Source organism: Corynebacterium sp. LK33 (genome assembly GCF_014334955.1).
In the GTDB taxonomy this organism is placed as follows: domain Bacteria; phylum Actinomycetota; class Actinomycetes; order Mycobacteriales; family Mycobacteriaceae; genus Corynebacterium; species Corynebacterium jeikeium_D.
In genome coordinates this window covers 116789-134522 of record NZ_PDGU01000024.1, presented here as the reverse complement: position 1 = coordinate 134522, position 17734 = coordinate 116789, and the positions used below count along the sequence as shown (strand labels likewise).

Sequence of the window (17734 nt, the reverse complement as noted above, 5' to 3'; positions counted from 1 at the left end):
CCCTGTTGGTGAAGTCTCGAAGCTTCGTTATTAATCGACGCAAGAATCGGCTCCCACTAAAGCTGACTGACCTTGATTAGTCACCCGTCTTGTACCCGACACCGCGGACGGTCAGCACAATCTGGGGGTTTTCCGGATCCAATTCAATCTTCGAGCGCAGACGCTGAACGTGAACGTTGACGAGTCGGGTATCCGAGGTGTGCTGATATCCCCAGACCTTTTCCAACAACTCATCACGGGAAAAGACCTGCTTCGGACGGGAAGCAAGAGTGTGCAATAGGTCAAACTCCAACGGGGTCAGAGAAATCTCCTTGCCATCGCGGAACACGGCGTGACCGGGCACGTCGATAGTCAAGTCGCCGACCTCGAGAGTCTCACTCGGGCTGTCCTCTTGACGACGCAGCCGAGCGCGCACGCGCGCCACGAGCTCCTTCGGCTTAAAGGGCTTCGTGACATAGTCATCCGCACCGGATTCCAGGCCGAGGACCACATCGACCGTGTCGGTCTTCGCAGTCAACATGATGATCGGCACCGCCGATGTCTCTCGCACAGTGCGACAGACATCGACACCACTCATGCCCGGCAACATGAGATCCAGCAGAATCAAATCTGGGTTCTCCCGCTCTGCTGCCTTGACAGCTTCGAGGCCATCGTCGACTACTACTGTGTCGAAGCCCTCGCGCTCCATCACCATCGTGAGCATTTCGGCGATGGCCGGATCATCATCAACAACCAGGATTTTTGAGCTCATGCATCATATTCTAAACGTAAAGCTATCTAGTTCTGTAGTTTCCCGTTGAGGTGGCTAGCGCAGGCGTGCACTGATCCATTCCACAAGGCGGTCCGCCCCATCGTCCCCCGTAAGCATCAGCCATGGTGACTGCCACGAGCCTTCCGCGAACTTCTGGTACGCCGCTAGTGTGCGCTCCTGCAAACTCGAGTCCTTTTCGTAGGCATCTCTCGTTCGCTGCACATCCGAGGCTTCCCGCTTGCGTGCACGGTCGGCTGCCACTCCCACCGACGTGGCCAGACAGACCTGAACGTCGGGAAGCGGAAGTTGGAAATCTCCGAATTCGGTCTTCTCAATCCACCCGACGATCGCCGGATCCTGTGTGCGCGCCAGGGAGTATGCCGCGTTGGACGCGACGTAGCGATCGATAATCAGAACATCGTTCTCGCGCGCTGCATCAACAATCGCTTCACGACGTTCTTTGCGGTCCAGAGCGAACAGGAGTGCCATTGCCCAAGCGGAGTCCGCGGTGTCGCCGAGCTGACCGTGCAAGGCTTGATCGGCGAAATCAGCGAAGATTGTCTGCCGGTACGCCGGAAAGGTCATCGAAGAAACGGAGTGTCCTTGACTTCGGAGTTGATTGGTAACAGCTGTGACAAGCGTGTTCTTGCCAGCACCGTCGATTCCTTCGACTGCGATAATCAAATTCTTCTCCTCGCACACATGGCTGCGGCCTAGCCTTGGCTAGAACTAGTAGCGGTAGTGCTCTGGCTTATACGGGCCCTCGACGTCAACGCCGATGTATTCGGCCTGTTCCTTGGACAGTCGGGTGAGCTCACCGCCGAGTGCCTCGACGTGAATGCGAGCGACCTTCTCATCCAGAATCTTCGGCAGACGGTGGACAGTGTTGTCGTACTTATCACCGTTGCAGTAGAGCTCAATCTGCGCGATTGTCTGGTCGGCGAAGGAGGTCGACATTACGAAGGACGGGTGTCCGGTGGCATTACCCAGGTTGAGCAGGCGCCCCTCGGAAAGCACAATCAGAGAGCGTTCCTCGCCGTCAGCATGCGGGAAGATGTACTCGGTGACCTGCGGCTTGATCTCCACACGACGGACATCATCGCGGTGGTGCAGGCTATGCATGTCGATCTCGTTGTCGAAGTGGCCGATGTTGCCCAGCAGCGCGTGGTTCTTCATCTGCTGCATGTGCTCGAAAGTGATGACGTCCTTGTTGCCTGTGGCGGTGATGACAATGTCGACATCTGCGATGACGCTCTCAGTAGCGACGACGTCGAAACCGTCCATCAATGCCTGCAATGCGTTAATCGGGTCGGCCTCGGTGACCTGAACGCGAGCGCCCTGCCCCGCCAGCGCCTCCGCGCAGCCCTTACCCACATCGCCGTAACCGCAAACCAGCACATTCTTGCCGCCAACCAGCATGTCGGTACCGCGGTTAATGCCGTCCAGAAGGCTGTGGCGGGTGCCGTACTTGTTATCGAACTTGGACTTGGTGACGGCATCGTTGACGTTCATGGCCGGGAATGGCAGCACGCCCTGCTCTGCGAAGTGGTAGAGGCGGTGGACACCAGTGGTGGTCTCCTCTGTGACACCCTTGACCGACTTTGCAATTCGGTGCCAACGGCCGGCATCCTTCTCCAAGCTGGCGCGAAGCATGTCCTTGAAGGCAATAAACTCGTCCGAATCCGACTCTTCTGCAGGCGGCACCAGGCCAGCATCCTCGAATTCCATACCCTTAATGACAGCCATGGTGGCGTCGCCGCCGTCGTCCAGAATCATGTTGGCATCTTCATCGCCCCAGTCAAAGATGCGGTCGAGGCACCACCAGTACTCCTCCAGCGTCTCGCCCTTCCAAGCGAAAACCGGAACACCCTGCGGATCCTCCGGAGTGCCGTTTCGCCCAACGACGACAGCCGCAGCGGCCTCATCCTGAGTGGAGAAGATGTTGCACGAGGCCCAGCGGACCTCTGCGCCCAGCGCCGTCAAGGTCTCGATGAGCACTGCGGTTTGAACCGTCATGTGAATGGAGCCGGAAATACGGGCACCGGCCAGTGGCTGCTGCTCTGCGTACTCTTCGCGCAGCGCCATTAGGCCTGGCATCTCGTGCTCAGCCAGACGAATCTGGTGACGACCGGCCTCAGCCAGGGAGAGGTCTGCAACCTTGAAATCAATGTTCTTCGAGGACATGTAACGCTTTCTCTAGATTCTTTGACGTGAGATTCTTCTTAAAGAATCAGTACTGGGGACGCGAGAATTACTCTACCGCTTCGACGCAGTTTTCCAGCGCCGCCTGGTCAGACTCACTGAGTTCCCCCAGAAGACTATCGAACACCTCGGAGGCGATAGCCAACGCATCCTCCTCGCTGCCGTGTGCCTCCGAGATTCCCTTCCGAATGAAGCTGTAGTCCTCCACAATGTCACCGCCGCTAAATGGCGCACCATTCCAAATTGCAATAATCACAGCCGCCGCGAGTGCGCATGCTTTCTCATCGCTACTTTCGGAATCCACCCCAATGCGGCCAGCATCAATCAATGCACCAACGCGATCCTGCGAGTCGAGATCCTGAACCTCATCGAACAGTTCAATGACCGAATCGCTACCAAAAACCTCAGTCTCCCAGATGGACATGATAGGTGGCCACGCTCCTTTCGCGCTTCGAACCAATTGCCAGTTTTCGTCTTCGACGAGCGCTTTCCAAAGAGCGCTTTTCGACGAGCCCACGGTAATCTGGCCGCCGACCAAATAGCTGTCGTCTGCACGCGCCGCTAGCCGGAAAACCGCATGTGGCCTTACCGAAGTTCTACCCGACTTTTCGCCACTTTTACAGTGCGAGAGACTTATTTAATCCCCTCAACACAATTTTCACCCTAGAGAGAAGATAACGGGCATGTTAAGTTAGTTCCCAGACCTCGTAATGCAACTGTTATCTTTTTCGTTACAGGGCGACCTCACGCATGACACGAAAGGAGTACCTACCATGGTGAAGAAGGCTTTTGGAGCTCTTCTGCTCGCAGCCCTTCCCCTGAGCGTTTCGCTCGTTGGCTGCTCCGATAGCAATGCTGCCGAGGGGGCGAATCCGGAAAATGCCGGCTCTCAGTCGAAAATGGAGACCTCTGCTCCGCTGCCTCCAGTTCCTAGTGATGCCGAGCTGCAGCAGAGCACTGAATCGAATTCAGATTCCTCGCTGACTGAGACGACTGGCAGTCTGGTACCTCGTCCGACCACGCCATCGAGCAGCGAGATTGTAAAGGATCCGTACCTGCCACCGCAGGCGTACATCCCGCCGACTTCCACAAGCTCAAGTACGACAACTCCGACGTCGACGACATCAACACCTCCGACGACCACGGAGACCACAGAGCCCACGTCTGACGACGTTTCTTCGCCGACGCCCAGCAAGCCGGTGCCACTGCTACCGGAAGATAACTCGGAAAAGCCGAACGACAGTCTTCCGGAAGGCGACGGTGACGCAGCAGCTGAGCCGAAGCCGCCTTCATCGCAGGCGCAGTCTCAGTCGGGTACGCAAACCACAACTCCGTCCGAGACTCCTCAGAAAACTCCTTCGAACGAGCCAACGTCCCCGAAGGGGCCGACACCTCCGAAGGTGCCGACACCGCCGAACAACCAGGCCCCTTCGAAGGAGAAGGACACCACTGGCGGCAATGGGGCTATCAATAGCAAGATTTCCCCAATCCCGGAAAAGCCGAAGGACTCCGGATTCCTGGGAAATCTCTTCGATAACGACTAGGACTAACCCACCCGCGGGACGGTCGCGACAAAGACGGTTGCCCCGCCTTGGCGCGCAGTCAACTCAATATCGACTGCGTCAACAGCCGGAACCCAGGCCGCATGGCCACTGGGAACCTCAACCACGGAGTCGTCGTGACGCAACGCCACCGTGCCCGCGGTAGACAACACAACCGTGGCGGAATCTTCGTCGAGCAGAACATGTTCGCCCGGCTCCAGGTCCCGCGAACGAAGACGGAACTCGCGCACCGGCGCGTCATAGTCATTCCAGCCATCATCGGTCAGCCGCGACTGCAGCACCGGATCTGGCAGCGGGCGGAAAGAGAGCACGCGTAGTAGCTCCACGACATCGACATGCTTAGAGGTCAGGCCTCCGCGCAACACGTTGTCGGAGTTGGCCATGATTTCCACGCCCATGCCATTGAGGTAAGCGTGCAACTGTCCCGCACCAAGGTAGATGGCTTCGCCCGGCTGTAAGCGAAGGCGATTAAGCAGCATCGACCCCAGGACTCCCGGGTCCCCCGGATACTTCCGAGCCAGTTCGCAGGTGGTCTCGGCTACTCGCGAGAACTCCTCGTCCTCGCCACTGTAATCCGCGCACTTGGCAGCCACGGCTTCGACCAGCTCATCGAGGACATCCTGGGGCAACGTCAACCACGTTGTAAACAATGCCCGCAGAGCGCTCTCGTCATCGGCGGCATCGAGCAGTCCCATGTAGTGGTCGAACTCCGGTACCGCCAGCGCTGCGAGCAGCTCCTTCGTGCGCTCCACCGGGCGGAATCCGGCCAACGCGTCGAAGGTAGTCAGGGCGACAATGAGTTCTGGCTTGTGGTTGTTGTCCCGGTAATTGCGGAAATGTGCAGTGGCCGGAATTCCTTCCGCATTTTCGCGTGCAAATCCCTCCTGAGCTTCTGCCAAGGTGGGGTGTGCTTGCAGCGATAGCGGCTCATCGGCTGCGAGCAGCTTCAACAGGAACGGCAGCCTGCCGTTGTCGGTGTCAATTGCGCATCCGAGCGCAGCCGCCGGATCCTGCGCAATGAGCTCATCCAACGGCGTGCCGGCTACGGTGGCCGATGCCAGTGCATGCGCACCAAACCACAGTTCCGCCCAGGGCTTCGATGTGGGAGCGTCCGCACCGGTGATTCTCGCCAAATGTGTACGAGACCCCCAGGGGTACGACTGCAGCACGGGGTCCAACAGCTCCATGCCCGTATCACTCCTCTAATAGTCACTACTGGCGCAAGCACGCCAATCTCACCGAAGACCCAAAAGCCTTCGGTGACACCCGGCGATTACGCAGAAAACGCCGCAATCGCACCAACTCTGGCTGCAGTAACACATACTTCAACCAGTGGATGATGAGTCTCCGCATCGAGCGCAGGGCACTCCACACGAGCCCATCCAGCCTCGCCGTAGTGGTCCCGGTAGTGGCCCACATTGTTCGGCGCAGCTAAAACAATCGCCCCCAACGGTAGCACTGTCGCCCCTTCATCCCCACCATCAATGAACGGGTCATAGAAAATATCCCGGCTTGCCTGGGGTTCTGCAGCGAGCAACGCGCCCACGCTAAGAGACAATTCGCTTATCGACGACGCTGCCGAGACCACGCCTGCCTCGAGCATCTGTAACGATGCCAGCTCCGCTACCGGCGCCAGCGCCGAGGTCGTCGACACTGCAAGCATTCTGCGGCCTGCCACCCACTGCGCTACCTGCCGCGCGGGGTTAACTGTTTCATCTCGCTGCGGAGCACAAGCGGCAATATCGGCGTCCACCGCATCGGCGACTTCCTCGACTATCCCAGCCGGAGCCAGAGCGGTGGCGCCACATTCGGTGAGCGCGCTGGCGATGGCACCGACATAGGCGGTAAAGGACGCCGACTCCGCCATCGCCGGGCGCGGAACCACAACCGTATCGGGGCTACCTGCGGCACGCAATGGCCCTTCACCGGGATCCACCACGACCGTGGCTGCTCCTCGCCTATGAGCTTCAGCCAGAGCTGCACCGAGTGGGCTGCCGGGGTTGTCGTCACAGACGATGACCGAATCGAGGGCGCCGACATAACTGGGCAACTGACGCGCAATTACGACCGGGCAGCGGATGTCGTCGGCAAGCGCGCGCACGGATTCGGCGGCGAGCTGCGCCCGACGATTTCCCACGAGGATGACCGCGCTGCGCGGCAGTGGAAGTTGAGCAAACGCTCCCCCGCGAGTCGCGGAGGCAGCAGCTCTGAGACCTGCGCCGGCAGTGGCCATACGGTAGAACAGGGCCTCTTGGCGCGGGTTATGGGAGGAGTCGAATGACGAGGTCATACTCCCAAGCATGCCTGAAAACGGGCGTGTGGGGTTGATTAACCGCGGATGATGCCGAGAACTTCGTCGACAAGAGCGTCGACCTCAGCACGCGTCGGCGCCTCGACGTTCAGACGCAACAGCGGCTCCGTATTGGAGGCCCGGACGTTGAACCACGCCTTGGAGTCCGCCAGCTCAATGGTCAGGCCATCCATCCAGTCCGAGGACTCGGTGCGATCGGCAAACGCAGTCTCGATTTCCTTCTGCTTTGCCTGCTGCTCCTCTGCGCTGCCCAGGCGGGAATTAATCTCACCGGAGGCCTCGTAGCGGTTGTACTCGGCCATGAATTCGCTCAGTGGCTTGTCCTGCTCTGCCAGTGCGGCCAGGACGTGCATGGCGGCGAGCATGCCGGAGTCAGCGTTGAAGAATTCCTTGAAGTAGTAGTGTGCCGAATGCTCGCCACCAAAAACAGCACTGTGCTCGGCCATTTGCGCCTTAATAAAGGAGTGCCCAACACGGGTACGAACCGGGGTTCCGCCGTTTTCCACAATCATCTCCGGCACGACGTGTGAGGTGATCAGGTTATGGATGATAGCCGCGCCCGGGTTCTGCTCCAGGTAGCGGGTGGCCACCAACGCACAGATGGCCGATGGGCTGACCGGGTTGCCCTTCTCGTCGACGACGAAGCAGCGGTCAGCGTCGCCATCGAAGGCAATACCGATGTCTGCGCCCTGCTCCACCGTGAACTTCTGCAGGTCAACGAGGTTGGCGGGCTCCAATGGGTTGGCCTCGTGATTCGGGAAGTTGCCGTCGAGCTCAAAGTAGAGGTCAGCAACATCCATGTCTTCTCCGAGCACTGCCGGGACTGTCAGTCCTCCCATACCGTTACCGGCATCGACTGCGATCTTCAGGCGACGGCCAGAGCGGATGTCGACCAGCCCATGGAGGAACGCCGCGTAATCCTGCAGAACATCCTCGTGATCAATTTCGCCCGGAGTGCCGGTGTACTCCGGGATTCCGTCGACAAGCAGATCCTTAATCTGAGCAAGCCCTGTCTCCTGCCCGATCGGGCGGGCGAGCGAACGGCACATCTTGATGCCGTTGTATTCAGCTGGGTTGTGGCTGGCAGTGAACATCGCGCCCGGGCATTCCTTTACTCCGGAGGCGAAATACAGCTCGTCCGTAGAGGTCAGGCCGAGCAGGGTGACGTTGAGCCCCTGTGCAGCCGCGCCGTCGGCGAAACTAGCCGCCAACTCCGGTGAGGACTCACGCATATCGTGGCCAACTACGGCACGTGTTGCGCCCTCTGAACGCATGATGTGTCCGAAGGCGGCGCCGATGGCTCCGACAAGATCCGCGTCGATGCCCTCACCGACAACACCGCGCACGTCATAGGCCTTGATGACGGCATCCAAATCGGAACGATTGTAAGTGCCCACGAAAAACCTCTCTGGGTAAGTATCAGTTTTGTGAAAAATGATACTAGCCACAGAGAGGCTCTCACAAAGAAATGCCGCGGCAAGATGGCATGAGCTGGGGCACGGCGCCCGACCCGTTAGTCGTCCGAATCCTCCGGATCGCGAACTACATGCAGGTGACCGCGCGCGGATTTCCGCGTCGACGGGTGGCGGCTGGAATCAATCTTGTAGGTCTGCGGACGGTTGTCGACCTCATCCCGCAGCACCAGGCCAGTCGCGTTGCGGCCAGCTTCACGGACGGCTTCCGCCAGTGCGGTCAAATCATCATCGTCCTGGGCGGGCGTCGGCACGTCGTAACGCACGAGCTCCCACCCCAGCGGTGCGGTGATAGAACGCGCGTGCTTCTCACAGAGATCCCAGCTATGCGGTTCGGACGCGGCGGCGAGCGGACCCACCACAGCCGTCGACTCCGCGTAGGCATACGTCAACGTAGCTACGGCAGGTTTGCCACAGCCGGGCCGGCAACAACGTCTAAAAACACTCACGGCATCAAAGTCTAGACCCTAACTTTAAGTTTCGATAGTTTTTCTCCCACTCGGGCGTTTTTCGCTTTCCGACGCTCCCCCGGGGCACCCCAGCCTTACCCAGTAAACCTGCGACATGGCCGGAAGCTGGCCTCACCCACGTTGACGATCCGACCGATTAAGCTCAACAAATATGAATTCATCGGCTTATACTCCGCGCTCTTTGCGACGCTCACTGCGACGCGGTCGCGGACCTCGGGGTCCTCTGTTGCCGCCGGAGGTACCCCGCTGGAAGAGCCGTTCAGAAGCTTTTGACCAGGCGGTTATTGACGCCTACGCCCCATTGGATCAGCGCTGGTCCCGGCAACTGTCACACCTGGACATCGCCATCGACACGATTCCTCGCATGCAGTTGCGCCCGGACATGTATTTCCCGGAAGAGATTGTCGCTGACGGACCTGTACCGCTGGGACGGCTTATCTCCGCTGGCATTGACCGCGTAGGCAACCCCACCCGCCCCTGCGTAGTAGTGTTCCGCCGCCCCATTGAGCGCCGTGTCTCGGGCCGAGTGGAACTGGACCAGATGCTGCAATATGTACTGACCCGCCTGGTAGCGGTATATCTGGGCATTGACCCGGTTGAGGTGGACCCTAGTTTCGACGAGAACTTCCTGTAGAAAGCTTTCTTCTAGGGAGCTCTCTAGAGAGCGGAGAAAAACTCGTTCACCGAAAAATCCCCCAGGGTATTACCCAAGGGGAAACTGCGAGGTCGAGCGAAGGATAAAATGCAGACCCGGCTGCCCTAGCCAATCTGCCGCTTCAAACGGCGGCGCTCACGCTCAGAGAGGCCGCCCCAAATACCGAAGCGCTCATCATGCTCGAGAGCAAACTCCAGGCATTCATCTCGCACACCACAAGCACGACAAATACGCTTTGCTTCGCGAGTAGATCCACCCTTCTCAGGGAAGAAAGCTTCTGGATCGGTCTGGGCACACAGAGCTTGCTCCTGCCAGTCCTGATCGACGGCTTCAAACAACCCCGAAAGGTCATCTGCCCACTCTGTCAACGGCCGAGGCTGGTTTTCAGAGGAGCTATCATTCACAGCGATGTCACCCGCATTCGTCTCACTATCCACAGCAGAGCCGCCATCAAACATGCTGGACTTTTCCATGCCGAGGGCCTCCTGATGGTTGTTGCTGCGGGTCTTTAAATTGGGCTTAGTGTGCGAAACACACATTTGTGATTACACACGTGTAACCCACCATCGGTCAAGCCGAATAGAGAATTTGCCCCAATAGTTTTCATTGCCCCTGAAGCCCCTCCCCCCGCGTTGGGGATTAAGTTCAGGTTGAAGGATGGTGCCCGAACCCCAAACCTGCCACCTGAACTCAATCACATTCGCCACATGCCTCTCACCAGCAACTTTGACGACACTTCGGCAACTCTAATCAGATATTGCCGACAAAAGTCTGACACGCCGAAGGCTGCAGACTAGACATCCGTCGAAAAACGTACTCCGTGATCGGGGATCTGGACGCCCGGCCACACACGGATACCGTTGATCAATTCACAGCGCGCACCAACGACGGCACCCTCGCCGATAATGGCATCACTGATGACCGTTCGCGGGCCGATATCGGCGCCATCGGCAATCACAGAGCGCTCGATCACAGCACCGGCACCGATGCGTGCGCCGTCGAAGATCACCGATTGATCAATCCGAGCTCCCGCACCAATCTCCGCCCCACGGCCGACAACAGAGCCACCGTAGAGAAGAGCACCGCCACCGACCGACGCAGATTCGTCGACAAGCGCTTCGCCGTGCTTACCCTCTAGAAGTGGTGACGGCGCGATACCGCGGACCAAATCGGAGGAGCCGCGGACGAAGTCGCCCGGAGTCCCCATGTCACGCCAGTAGGCGTAATCAACGTGACCGTAGACGTTCATACCGCGGTCAAGCAGCGCTGGGAAGATTTCACGCTCAACGCTGATGGGGCGACCAGCCGGAATCGACTCGATAATCTCGCGGCGGAACACGTAGATACCGGCATTAATCTGATCGGTCGGCGGATCCTGGGTCTTCTCCAGGAACTCCAGGACGCGCCCATCCTCATCGGTCGGAACACAGCCGAACGCGCGTGGATCCGGCACACGGACGAGGTGCATCGTAACGTCCGCATCCTTCTCCGCGTGGGTGCCCAACACCGCGCGCAAGTCGGTACCGCCGAGGACATCGCCATTGAAAATCATTGCGGTGTCATAGCGCAGCTTGTCTAGGACGTTTCGGATACCGCCACCGGTACCCAGCGGCTCAGCCTCAAAGACGTATTCAATTTCGAGACCCAAATCCGAACCGTCGCCGAAGTGTTCTTCAAATACTTCAGCTCGGTAGGAGGTGCCCAATACCACGTGCTTCATACCTGCTGCACGAATGCGGCCAAGCAGGTGCTCCAGGAATGGATGCCCTGCCGTGGGCAGCATCGGCTTCGGCGTATTCACAGTAAGGGGACGCAAACGCGTACCTTGCCCGCCGACCAGAATGACAGCGTCAGTCTGTTCAGCCAACGTGGCTCCCGCCTGCTCAGCAGCCGCTCCCGGCTGGAAGGCGGAGCCATGCCCAGCACTCGGACGAACTTCGGTAGTCATGAAATCGGTAACTTTCTTCGATGGATCATTCCAACAGTTAATTAATTCCTACGCTTTTTGACCGCGATTATGACTTTGCCACGCAGGAACAGCCCCAAACGCAATGCCAGTCGCACGGGTGCCAGCGCCGGCCCCGGCAGGCGATCTGACATAAAACGGTATGCCGACTCGTGATGGGCCTTTACGGTAATTTCTGGGTGCTTACTGGCAGAATGCCCCTGCGCGTGACGAATCTCTGCACGGGGACAGAAAACATTGCTCCAACCGGCCTTGCCCAGTCGGTCACCCAAATCCACGTCCTCCATGTACATGAAGTAGCGGGTATCAAAGCCATCAATCTGGTCGAACGCATCCCACCGCAGCAGCAGGCATGCGCCCGACAACCATCCCGCCGATCGCTCACGATCCATATTCGTGTCATCCCGGTAGTGACGTGAGAAAGGGTTAGTAGGCCAGATATCGGCAAGCAGCGCGTGTCCGATACCGCTGACAAGTTTAGGAACCGCGCGTGCCGACGGGTACACGCTGCCATCCGCCTCGCGAATCAGCGGACCAATCGCTCCAGCTTTGGGATTGCGCTGCGCGCATTCCAACAGAACATCGATTGCGCCAGGGGCAAACACCACGTCAGGGTTGACCAGCATGACGTAATCAGGATTGATTTCACCAGCACGGCGAGCCCGCCCCAGCTCCGCAATGCCACGGTTGGCGGCCGCGCCATAGCCAATGTTGCCGCCGGTGCGCAGAAGCTGAACATCCGCTCCGGTCTCCTTGGCCCGAGCTTCTTCCTTCTCCACGGAACCATCCGTCGAGCCGTTGTCGGCCATAATCAGACGCGTGGAGGCACTGGCGGCGGGGCCCAGCGAATCCACCAGCTTGCTCAGGTGCTCACCGGGCGAAAAGGTCACGGTGACCACACCGAGCGGAAGCTGCGAGGGTTGCGGGGAATTCGAGGTTTCAATCACAAACCTAGACCCTAGGTCAGGACTGCCCGCAAAGTGTCCTGCCACTCCGGAAGCGCATGTAGACCTACCTCACTCCATGCCGAACCATCCAACACGGACCAGGCCGGACGTGGGGCCGGACGTGGGAACTCACTGCTGGTACAAGCCACCACACGCTGCGGATCGTGACCGGTGAGCCGAAACACTTCGCGAGCCACCTCGAACCATGTCGCCTCACCGCTGCCCGTGACATGGAAGGTGCCGGTCGGTGCGCTGCTCGGTTCGGACAACACACGTTCGGACAACTCCCAGACAGCTCCGGCGAGATCACCGACAAATGTGGGGTTTCCGTGCTGATCGTCAACGACCTTAATAATTGCCGGATTGCCTTTGTCGTCAGTCGCCGTCTCTGCCAGACGCATCATCGTGGAAACGAAGTCCTTGGCCTCCGGCTGTGTGGGCCCCGACCAGACCCACGCCGTGCGCAAAATAGCGAAACGCGCACCCGAATCACGCACATTATTCTCCCCCACTAACTTGGTACGTCCATACATAGTCTGAGGCGCGGTGAAATCATCAACTCGCAGCGCTCGGCGCTGCCCCGTCATCTCATCGATTGCTACATCACCGAAGACATAGTCGGTGGAGATGTGAATGAGATACGCGCCTTCTTTTTTCGCCCGAGCCGCCAAGTACTTCGGTCCAAGTGCATTGATAAGGTGCGCCGAACCGGGATCGGATTCTGCGCCATCGACATCGGTCGCCGCTGCCGCGTTAATGATGATGTCGACGTCGTCAAGCAGAGGCGTTGCCTCCACAGCAGCCGAATCAGTGATATCCAACTGTGCCCGAGTGAGAGCGCGCACCTCAACACCGGCGGCAAAAGAATCACACTGAAGCGCAGTACCCAGCTGTCCCGCCGCACCAGTTATGGCGACAATGGGACGCCGCGAGTTGCTGTGGGTTGGTCCATGAGTGGCGAAATGCGAGACTGAAATTTCAGACATATTCTTCTTTATCACTATCGTAGATACGATTGACACTGTGTTGAGGTGTAACCGGATACGGATTGACACTGTGTTGAGGTGCAACCGCACACGGTTGGACGGTTAAGGTTTATGTAGTTTCCGCAGCCGCTTACTGCCCTCCACGATGTGTGGAATGCCCACGCAGACATGCAGCACAAATTATATTTTCGAAAAACGGTTTAAGAGGAGCCCCGGTTTGAGCAGCCACACGCCACGCGCGCGTCACGCACGCGATATTCAAGCGCCACCGTCCTCTGCAGAGAGTACAGCCCAAGCTTGGCCGCCGATGCTGCGCAATGCGCTTGTGCTGCTCTCAGCCATTATCCTGGTTATTTCCGCAGTTGGCTGGTGGACACTTGGTAGGACCACCGACAACTTGGGTTCGGGTGGCGACTTCGGTCTAGGCAGTGAGAAGGACGGTGCAACCGATATTCTGCTCGTCGGCTCCGACTCCCGCACCGATGCCCAGGGCAACCCGCTGACTCCGGAAGAAGTTGAGCTTCTGCGTGCCGGCGACGAAGAAGCCACGAATACAGACACGATTATTGTGATTCGTGTTCCTGCCGATGGTTCTTCAGCGACGGCAATTTCCATTCCGCGCGATACCTATGTCCACACCAATCGTCTAGGCAACACAAAGATTAATGGTGTCTACGGCAACACAAAGCAAATGGTAGAAGAGGAACTCGCAGGAAGCGGGGCCTCGCCGGAAGACATTGAGCGTCGCTCGACCGAGGCCGGACGTAGAGCTCTGATTGAAACCATTAGCGACCTCAGCGGTATCACCGTTGACCACTACGCAGAAGTTGGTCTGCTCGGCTTTGTCCTGCTCACCGATGCCATTGGTGGTGTCGATGTATGTCTGAATGAGGCTGTCTACGACGAGTTCTCGGGTGCAGATTTCCCAGCGGGCTCACAGACGTTGAAGGGCGCCGACGCGCTCTCATTCGTCCGCCAGCGCCACGGCCTGCCCCGCGGTGACCTCGACCGAATTACTCGCCAGCAGGTCTTCATGGCCTCGTTCACCAATAAGCTGCTCGGCGCTGGCACACTGTCTAATCCCGCGAAGCTGTCTGAACTGGGCAATGCTGTCCAGCGCTCGGTGGTGCTCGACGACAACTGGGATGTCACCGGATTTGCCACCCAGATGCAGGGCCTCAGTGGTGGCAACGTGAAGTTTGAAACTATCCCGGTGACCTCGATTGACGGTGTCGGTGACTATGGCGAGTCCGTGGTCACAATCGATAAGGGCCAGGTTCACCAGTACTTCGAGACCCTGCTGGGCACCAAGGAAGAAAAAGCTCCGGCGAAGGAAGAAGACGAAAAGAAGGCTGACCCCAACGCGGCTGAAACTACAGTCAGCGTTTACAACGCCACAGGCATCGAAGGTTTGGCCAGCGGCGTCTCAGGCTTCTTAACGGAAAAGGGCTACACCCAGGGAGAGGTCGGCAACGCTGAGTTCGCCGGCGTTGCCTCCAGCCAGATCAATGCGGCTGACCCAGAGGATCCGGCAGCGCAGGCCATCTCTGAGGCACTCGGTGGCGTACCGATTGTCCACGATCCATACCTCGATCCGCACCACATCTCAGTGACAATTGCCGGTGACTACGAAGGCCCGGGATTGACATCAGAGGGAATGGCCGCTGATTCGGGCGACGGTGCCGAACCCGCGCCTGAAGTCGAAGATGGTTCCAATGGCGATGTCATCGGCCAGGAAGGCGGGGCAATTCCGCAGGAAGATCGCCCCGCTATCGACGCCGCCGGCGTGACCTGCGTGAACTAGGTCCGTCCCTTCGGGGAGACCTCAGCGACATGTTCGATGAGGTTATATTCCTCAATTGCGGCCAAGGACTCCTTGGCCTCCTGTTCGTCCAGCACGTTCATGATGAATCCGTTCTGGACGAACACCCAATCACCTGCCACCAGCTCAGGCACGTACATTGCCGAGCATTGCCGCTTCTGCCCCGCCATATCCACCGTCGCCATCGGCAATGGACCATCGGCGATTGCCAGAACCTGAGCAGGAATTCCAAGACACATCGAGTTACTTCGTCCTCTCCACTACAGTCGGGGCGTCCGCCGAACCACGGCTATCCGTTGTCATATTGTCCGCAGGTGCACCGGCATGTTCCTGCATCGTGAATGTCATCACTCCCGCAGGTGCCGAGCTACACGGTAGGCACGGATCAGCGGCCCAGATGGACTTCTCGACCCCCGCAGTCTCCCCGCCACCGCGCAGCTGCTCGGTGAGCATACGCGTCAGCCAGGGTTCATTCTGCGCAGTTGGCGTCATAATCTGACAATCCGTGATGATGCCGTCAGCTCCTGCCGTATAACGATGCACTAACAGCCCGCGCGGCCCGTCGATCATCCCGACACCGCTGCGAGGTCCTGCAAAGTCAGCATTCTCAATCGCCGCCGCGGCATTCGGATCGCACACATGGTCGCCGAGCAGTTCCCCGTCGGCAAGCACCTGTCTCGCCCAGGCCACGGTGTCGGCGAGAAGCTGGCGTTGGGCGTCGCGTGGGCTGATTCCACGCTTATCGACGACAACCTGCCTGGAGACCGGCCCCACCCGGTAAAAATCTGCCCGCTGACCTTCACAGCCATCCTTGCCCAGCTCCTTCGAGGCATCAAACACCGGCCTGGGAGCGGCATCGCCCGGACGGGACTCCCGAACACGTGTAGGCCAATCAGCAGCCGGGAAAATCTGCGCCGCGGTATCGGTGTCGTGCCGCGCGACTGCCAGATAATTTCCCAGCGGAGCCAGCTCACCGTCAGCATCGACAACTGCGACGTCGAGACCATCAAAAGTATCCGTCCAAGCATCAGAAGCATAGGGGGCGGCAAGAAGCTCCACTTCCTTGATTACCGCCGTCTCAGCCAGCGCCTCTAGGGCACTTTCTGCCTCAGAAACAAGCGTCTTATCCACTGCCGCGCGCACACCGCCGGGGACGGCGACATCCGGGAAGTGCGACGGTGCCCCCGCTGCACGCATCAGAGCTTTTCCGGCACGCTTCATTGCCCGCGCCCCCTCGCGGTCGACGGCCACAAACTTGGTCGCTAGATTATCCAAGGTCGACCCGGCCGCCAGCAGCTCTCGAATCAACTGTGCGGTTCGGGGAATGTCGGAAATCCTGTAGAGGTCCTCCACCGCCCGTACACCTGCAAGATGATGCACAACCGGGCACAGGCCACACAGCCGCTTGGTGATATCTGGCACATCTAATGCCTGCTTGCCCACGAGCATCCCGTCGATACGCGGCAGCCCTGAAAGGTCGAAGGACACCTGTGTGATGGCGCCGTTGTCATCGCGATAGACATCCAGTCGTGCCTCGAATGGGTCAACAAGCTCATCGAGCTGGATGTGCTGGGTAACCGGAACGGATTTGGATGACATGGTCCGCCTGCGCCTCCTTCGCGCTGAGTGCTTCGCCATAATGGTATCTGTGCATGAGCTTGGATTGTTGACCAGCGTGGTGGAAAAGATCGCCGAGGTCTGCCCGGGACGTACCGTGACAAAGGTGTCAATGCGTGTGGGCGACCGCTCCGGAGTCGTCTACGATTCCCTCATCGCCGCGTGGCCTGTGGCCAGTGCCGCGACGCAGTGTGAGGGCGCCGAGTTAGACGCCGAGCTCATTGTCTCGACGGTCTACTGCCCCACCTGCGAGGCCGAGCATGAAATTGATAAATTCTATGCTCTAACCTGCCCTGTCTGTGGCACACCTACTGCGGATTTACGGCACGGCCGCGAGTTTGAAATCTCCAGTATTGAGGTCAGCGCTGAGGGCGAGGGTTAGACGTCACTGTCGCGCTCGTCGGCAAGCCAGCTGTCGATGAGCTCGCGCGCAACCTCAGTCGCCTCCTCAATGCCACCAAGTGCCGTGTTGCTGAGCCCCACCACCATGTCGGCAGACTCGTAGACCACTCCCACCACACCGACGCGCTCAGGCTCCTGCCCCAGCAGGCGCGCCGCGGTGAGCAAATCCAGCAAGCCGACCTGATGCGCGGACAGCTTTGCCGCCAATAGTCTAGGGATCTGGTCACCGACGAGCTTGACGACGGTACCGGGAGCCCCCGGACCAGCGAGAGCGTCGAGCAACAATAGGTTCTTGGCCTCCTGCACGATGGGCAGCAACTCCATACCGCAGGTGCCGCCATCGATGTAGGCAACCGCACCCGTCCATTCGTCCCCTCGCCCGGCGAGGTTCGCAGGATCATCGAGGTTGGAGGGCGACCAGACCAGATGCGCAGAATCCCCAGCCTGCGTTGTCTGCCCCATGCCTGCAGATTCCAGTTCTGGGGCAAGACGCCTCAGCAGCTCGAGACCAATGCCGTCGTCGCCCATGACGGGGTTGCCGATGCCAAGAACCGTCACCAACGGAGTGCCA

General features: G+C 59.0%; 19 protein-coding genes. 4 read left to right on the top strand and 15 right to left on the bottom strand.

What is annotated here, in order from left to right:
• Window positions 1-76: 76 nt before the first annotated feature.
• From mtrA to CRD20_RS07820, 4 genes are all read right to left on the bottom strand, one after another.
• Window positions 77-751, bottom strand: coding sequence for an MtrAB system response regulator MtrA (gene mtrA, locus CRD20_RS07835; RefSeq protein WP_016422206.1), 675 nt, complete (start codon window positions 749-751; stop codon window positions 77-79).
• 54 nt (window positions 752-805) lie between these two features.
• Window positions 806-1435: a dTMP kinase gene (locus tag CRD20_RS07830; RefSeq protein WP_222866250.1), complete on the bottom strand. Its 630-nt coding sequence runs from the start codon at window positions 1433-1435 to the stop codon at window positions 806-808.
• Between the two features lie 45 nt (window positions 1436-1480).
• Complete coding sequence (ahcY, locus tag CRD20_RS07825; RefSeq protein WP_049172800.1) at window positions 1481-2935, bottom strand: adenosylhomocysteinase; 1455 nt, start codon at window positions 2933-2935, stop codon at window positions 1481-1483.
• A 67-nt stretch (window positions 2936-3002) separates the two neighbouring features.
• Window positions 3003-3377, bottom strand: coding sequence for a DUF4259 domain-containing protein (locus CRD20_RS07820; RefSeq protein ID WP_048731664.1), 375 nt, complete (start codon window positions 3375-3377; stop codon window positions 3003-3005).
• 349 nt (window positions 3378-3726) lie between these two features.
• Here CRD20_RS07820 and CRD20_RS07815 point away from each other — a divergent pair, with 349 nt between their 5' ends.
• Window positions 3727-4497 carry a hypothetical protein gene (locus CRD20_RS07815; RefSeq protein ID WP_187405194.1) on the top strand — a complete coding sequence of 257 codons (771 nt, stop codon included), beginning with the start codon at window positions 3727-3729 and terminating at the stop codon, window positions 4495-4497.
• A gap of 2 nt (window positions 4498-4499) precedes the next feature.
• On the opposite strand, the gene manA is transcribed toward CRD20_RS07815, so the two are convergent.
• From manA to CRD20_RS07795, 4 genes are all read right to left on the bottom strand, one after another.
• The gene (gene manA / locus CRD20_RS07810; protein WP_187405193.1) at window positions 4500-5702 is read right to left on the bottom strand and encodes a mannose-6-phosphate isomerase, class I; all 1203 of its coding nucleotides are present in this window, start codon (window positions 5700-5702) and stop codon (window positions 4500-4502) included.
• 86 nt (window positions 5703-5788) lie between these two features.
• Entirely contained in the window at window positions 5789-6805 is a 1017-nt protein-coding gene (locus CRD20_RS07805; protein WP_187405192.1) for a hypothetical protein, read from the bottom strand.
• Window positions 6806-6843: 38 nt separating this feature from the next.
• Complete coding sequence (locus tag CRD20_RS07800; protein ID WP_080985611.1) at window positions 6844-8223, bottom strand: phosphomannomutase/phosphoglucomutase; 1380 nt, start codon at window positions 8221-8223, stop codon at window positions 6844-6846.
• A gap of 116 nt (window positions 8224-8339) precedes the next feature.
• Window positions 8340-8747: a DUF3499 domain-containing protein gene (locus CRD20_RS07795; protein WP_005509890.1), complete on the bottom strand. Its 408-nt coding sequence runs from the start codon at window positions 8745-8747 to the stop codon at window positions 8340-8342.
• A gap of 172 nt (window positions 8748-8919) precedes the next feature.
• Between CRD20_RS07795 and CRD20_RS07790 the strand changes: the two genes are divergently transcribed.
• Window positions 8920-9402, top strand: coding sequence for a metallopeptidase family protein (locus tag CRD20_RS07790; protein WP_187405191.1), 483 nt, complete (start codon window positions 8920-8922; stop codon window positions 9400-9402).
• A gap of 125 nt (window positions 9403-9527) precedes the next feature.
• Here CRD20_RS07790 and CRD20_RS07785 read toward each other — a convergent pair whose 3' ends face one another.
• The 4 genes from CRD20_RS07785 to rfbD all read right to left on the bottom strand — a co-directional run bounded on the left by CRD20_RS07785 (window position 9528) and on the right by rfbD (window position 13322).
• Entirely contained in the window at window positions 9528-9896 is a 369-nt protein-coding gene (locus CRD20_RS07785) for a WhiB family transcriptional regulator (protein WP_005510060.1), read from the bottom strand.
• 320 nt (window positions 9897-10216) lie between these two features.
• Complete coding sequence (locus CRD20_RS07780) at window positions 10217-11371, bottom strand: sugar phosphate nucleotidyltransferase (protein ID WP_101687793.1); 1155 nt, start codon at window positions 11369-11371, stop codon at window positions 10217-10219.
• A 41-nt stretch (window positions 11372-11412) separates the two neighbouring features.
• The gene (locus CRD20_RS07775) at window positions 11413-12336 is read right to left on the bottom strand and encodes a glycosyltransferase family 2 protein (RefSeq protein WP_187405190.1); all 924 of its coding nucleotides are present in this window, start codon (window positions 12334-12336) and stop codon (window positions 11413-11415) included.
• Window positions 12337-12347: 11 nt separating this feature from the next.
• Complete coding sequence (gene rfbD / locus CRD20_RS07770; RefSeq protein WP_070652865.1) at window positions 12348-13322, bottom strand: dTDP-4-dehydrorhamnose reductase; 975 nt, start codon at window positions 13320-13322, stop codon at window positions 12348-12350.
• Between the two features lie 217 nt (window positions 13323-13539).
• On the opposite strand from rfbD, the gene CRD20_RS07765 reads away from it, so the two are divergent.
• A complete protein-coding gene (locus CRD20_RS07765; RefSeq protein ID WP_016422192.1) occupies window positions 13540-15126 on the top strand; it encodes an LCP family protein in 1587 nt (528 codons plus the stop codon).
• On the opposite strand, the gene CRD20_RS07760 is transcribed toward CRD20_RS07765, so the two are convergent.
• Both CRD20_RS07760 and CRD20_RS07755 read right to left on the bottom strand, forming a co-directional pair.
• Window positions 15123-15383, bottom strand: coding sequence for a HypC/HybG/HupF family hydrogenase formation chaperone (locus CRD20_RS07760; protein ID WP_070438465.1), 261 nt, complete (start codon window positions 15381-15383; stop codon window positions 15123-15125). The genes CRD20_RS07765 and CRD20_RS07760 overlap by 4 nt on opposite strands.
• Before the next feature lie 4 nt (window positions 15384-15387).
• Complete coding sequence (locus CRD20_RS07755; protein ID WP_070438469.1) at window positions 15388-16743, bottom strand: nickel-dependent hydrogenase large subunit; 1356 nt, start codon at window positions 16741-16743, stop codon at window positions 15388-15390.
• A gap of 40 nt (window positions 16744-16783) precedes the next feature.
• Here CRD20_RS07755 and CRD20_RS07750 point away from each other — a divergent pair, with 40 nt between their 5' ends.
• On the top strand, window positions 16784-17143 hold the full coding sequence (locus tag CRD20_RS07750) for a hydrogenase maturation nickel metallochaperone HypA (protein WP_187405189.1): 360 nt from the start codon (window positions 16784-16786) through the stop codon (window positions 17141-17143).
• Here CRD20_RS07750 and CRD20_RS07745 read toward each other — a convergent pair.
• Window positions 17140-17724 carry a hydrogenase maturation protease gene (locus CRD20_RS07745; RefSeq protein WP_187405234.1) on the bottom strand — a complete coding sequence of 195 codons (585 nt, stop codon included), beginning with the start codon at window positions 17722-17724 and terminating at the stop codon, window positions 17140-17142. The two genes, CRD20_RS07750 and CRD20_RS07745, sit on opposite strands and share 4 nt — an antisense overlap.
• Window positions 17725-17734 lie beyond the last annotated feature (10 nt).

Coding starts and splice junctions, on each gene's coding strand:
- mtrA (WP_016422206.1), bottom strand. CDS start 751: ATGAGCTCAAAAATCCTGGTTGTTGATGATGATCCGGCCATCGCCGAA.
- ahcY (WP_049172800.1), bottom strand. CDS start 2,935: ATGTCCTCGAAGAACATTGATTTCAAGGTTGCAGACCTCTCCCTGGCT.
- CRD20_RS07820 (WP_048731664.1), bottom strand. CDS start 3,377: ATGTCCATCTGGGAGACTGAGGTTTTTGGTAGCGATTCGGTCATTGAA.
- CRD20_RS07815 (WP_187405194.1), top strand. CDS start 3,727: ATGGTGAAGAAGGCTTTTGGAGCTCTTCTGCTCGCAGCCCTTCCCCTG.
- manA (WP_187405193.1), bottom strand. CDS start 5,702: ATGGAGCTGTTGGACCCCGTGCTGCAGTCGTACCCCTGGGGGTCTCGT.
- CRD20_RS07805 (WP_187405192.1), bottom strand. CDS start 6,805: ATGACCTCGTCATTCGACTCCTCCCATAACCCGCGCCAAGAGGCCCTG.
- CRD20_RS07790 (WP_187405191.1), top strand. CDS start 8,920: ATGAATTCATCGGCTTATACTCCGCGCTCTTTGCGACGCTCACTGCGA.
- CRD20_RS07785 (WP_005510060.1), bottom strand. CDS start 9,896: ATGGAAAAGTCCAGCATGTTTGATGGCGGCTCTGCTGTGGATAGTGAG.
- CRD20_RS07780 (WP_101687793.1), bottom strand. CDS start 11,371: ATGACTACCGAAGTTCGTCCGAGTGCTGGGCATGGCTCCGCCTTCCAG.
- rfbD (WP_070652865.1), bottom strand. CDS start 13,322: ATGTCTGAAATTTCAGTCTCGCATTTCGCCACTCATGGACCAACCCAC.
- CRD20_RS07760 (WP_070438465.1), bottom strand. CDS start 15,383: ATGTGTCTTGGAATTCCTGCTCAGGTTCTGGCAATCGCCGATGGTCCA.
- CRD20_RS07755 (WP_070438469.1), bottom strand. CDS start 16,743: ATGTCATCCAAATCCGTTCCGGTTACCCAGCACATCCAGCTCGATGAG.
- CRD20_RS07750 (WP_187405189.1), top strand. CDS start 16,784: ATGGTATCTGTGCATGAGCTTGGATTGTTGACCAGCGTGGTGGAAAAG.